Below are 2,345 nucleotides of genomic sequence, written 5' to 3'. Positions count from 1 at the left end.
TAGTTGCAAGGTATAGACCCGAAACCCGGTGATCTAGCCATGGGCAGGTTGAAGGTTGAGTAACATCAACTGGAGGACCGAACCCACTAACGTTGAAAAGTTAGGGGATGACCTGTGGCTAGGAGTGAAAGGCTAATCAAACCGGGAGATAGCTGGTTCTCCCCGAAATCTATTTAGGTAGAGCCTCGGACGAATACTTACGGGGGTAGAGCACTGTTAAGGCTAGGGGGTCATCCCGACTTACCAACCCTTTGCAAACTCCGAATACCGTAAAGTAATATCCGGGAGACACACGGCGGGTGCTAACGTCCGTCGTGAAGAGGGAAACAACCCAGACCGCCAGCTAAGGTCCCAAAGTCATAGTTAAGTGGGAAACGATGTGGAAAGGCCCAGACAGCCAGGAGGTTGGCTTAGAAGCAGCCATCCTTTAAAGAAAGCGTAATAGCTCACTGGTCGAGTCGGTCTGCGCGGAAGATGTAACGGGGCTAAACTATGCACCGAAGCTGCGGATTCAGAATTTATTCTGAGTGGTAGGGGAGCGTTCTGTAAGCGGTTGAAGGTGTACCGGGAGGTATGCTGGACGTATCAGAAGTGCGAATGCTGACATGAGTAACGATAATGCGGGTGAAAAACCCGCACGCCGGAAGACCAAGGGTTCCTATCCCATGTTAATCAGGGTAGGGTAAGTCGACCCCTAAGGCGAGGCCGAAAGGCGTAGTCGATGGGAAACGGATTAATATTTCCGTACTTGGTATAATTGCGATGGGGGGACGGAGCAGGCTAAGCAAGCATGGCGTTGGTAGTCCATGTGAAAGTGAGTAGGCTAGCGACTTAGGTAAATCCGGGTTGCTGTTAGGCTGAGACACGAGACGAGTCACTAAGGTGATGAAGTTGCTGATGCCATACTTCCAGGAAAAGCCTCTAAGCTTCAGATTATACCGAATCGTACCCCAAACCGACACAGGTGGTCAGGTAGAGAATACTAAGGCGCTTGAGAGAACTCGGGTGAAGGAACTAGGCAAAATCGTACCGTAACTTCGGGAGAAGGTACGCTCCGATTGGTGATGAGACTTGCTCTCTAAGCTGATTGGAGCCGCAGTGACCAGGTGGCTGGGACTGTTTATTAAAAACACAGCACTGTGCAAAATCGCAAGATGACGTATACGGTGTGACACCTGCCCGGTGCCGGAAGGTTAATTGATGGGGTTATCTTCGGAGAAGCTCTTGATCGAAGCCCCGGTAAACGGCGGCCGTAACTATAACGGTCCTAAGGTAGCGAAATTCCTTGTCGGGTAAGTTCCGACCTGCACGAATGGTGTAACCATGGCCACGCTGTCTCCACCCGAGACTCAGTGAAATTGAAATCGCAGTGAAGATGCTGTGTACCCGCGGCTAGACGGAAAGACCCCGTGAACCTTTACTACAGCTTGGCACTGAACATTGAACCTACATGTGTAGGATAGGTGGGAGACTTAGAAGATGAGACGCTAGTTTTGTTGGAGTCGTCCTTGAAATACCACCCTTGTAGTTTTGATGTTCTAACGTTGGCCCCTGAATCGGGGTTACGGACAGTGCCTGGTGGGTAGTTTGACTGGGGCGGTCTCCTCCCAAAGAGTAACGGAGGAGCACGAAGGTTGGCTAAGTACGGTCGGACATCGTACGGTTAGTGTAATGGTAGAAGCCAGCTTAACTGCGAGACAGACACGTCGAGCAGGTACGAAAGTAGGTCATAGTGATCCGGTGGTTCTGAATGGAAGGGCCATCGCTCAACGGATAAAAGGTACTCCGGGGATAACAGGCTGATACCGCCCAAGAGTTCATATCGACGGCGGTGTTTGGCACCTCGATGTCGGCTCATCACATCCTGGGGCTGAAGTCGGTCCCAAGGGTATGGCTGTTCGCCATTTAAAGTGGTACGCGAGCTGGGTTTAGAACGTCGTGAGACAGTTCGGTCCCTATCTGCCGTGGGCGTTTGAGAATTGAGAGGGGTTGCTCCTAGTACGAGAGGACCGGAGTGAACGAACCGCTGGTGTTCGGGTTGTCATGCCAATGGCATTGCCCGGTAGCTACGTTCGGAACTGATAAGCGCTGAAAGCATCTAAGCGCGAAGCAGGCCTCGAGATGAGTTCTCACTAGAGCTATAAGCTCTCTGAAGGGCCGTTGAAGACTACAACGTTGATAGGCAAGATGTGGAAGCATAGTGATATGTTAAGCTAACTTGTACTAATTACCCGTGAGGCTTAACCATACAACGCCAAACGCGTTTTATGTGATAGTTGATAGCGCAAGAAGTTAATAGACTAAAGTAGATTTACTGAAAACTTTATTATCAGAATTCCAAATTT

The 2,345-nt window shown here is 50.3% G+C and carries 1 rRNA gene; it reads left to right on the top strand.

Annotated features, from left to right (window positions below):
- Positions 1-2,248 (top strand): 23S ribosomal RNA (locus H5183_RS21360); the annotation flags it as partial.
- Positions 2,249-2,345: the final 97 nt, after the last annotated feature.

Source organism: Pseudoalteromonas sp. SR44-8, assembly GCF_014163635.1.
Classification (GTDB): domain Bacteria; phylum Pseudomonadota; class Gammaproteobacteria; order Enterobacterales; family Alteromonadaceae; genus Pseudoalteromonas; species Pseudoalteromonas rhizosphaerae.
The sequence above is the reverse complement of the archived record's forward strand: the minus strand, read 5'-3'. Positions and strand labels throughout refer to the sequence as shown.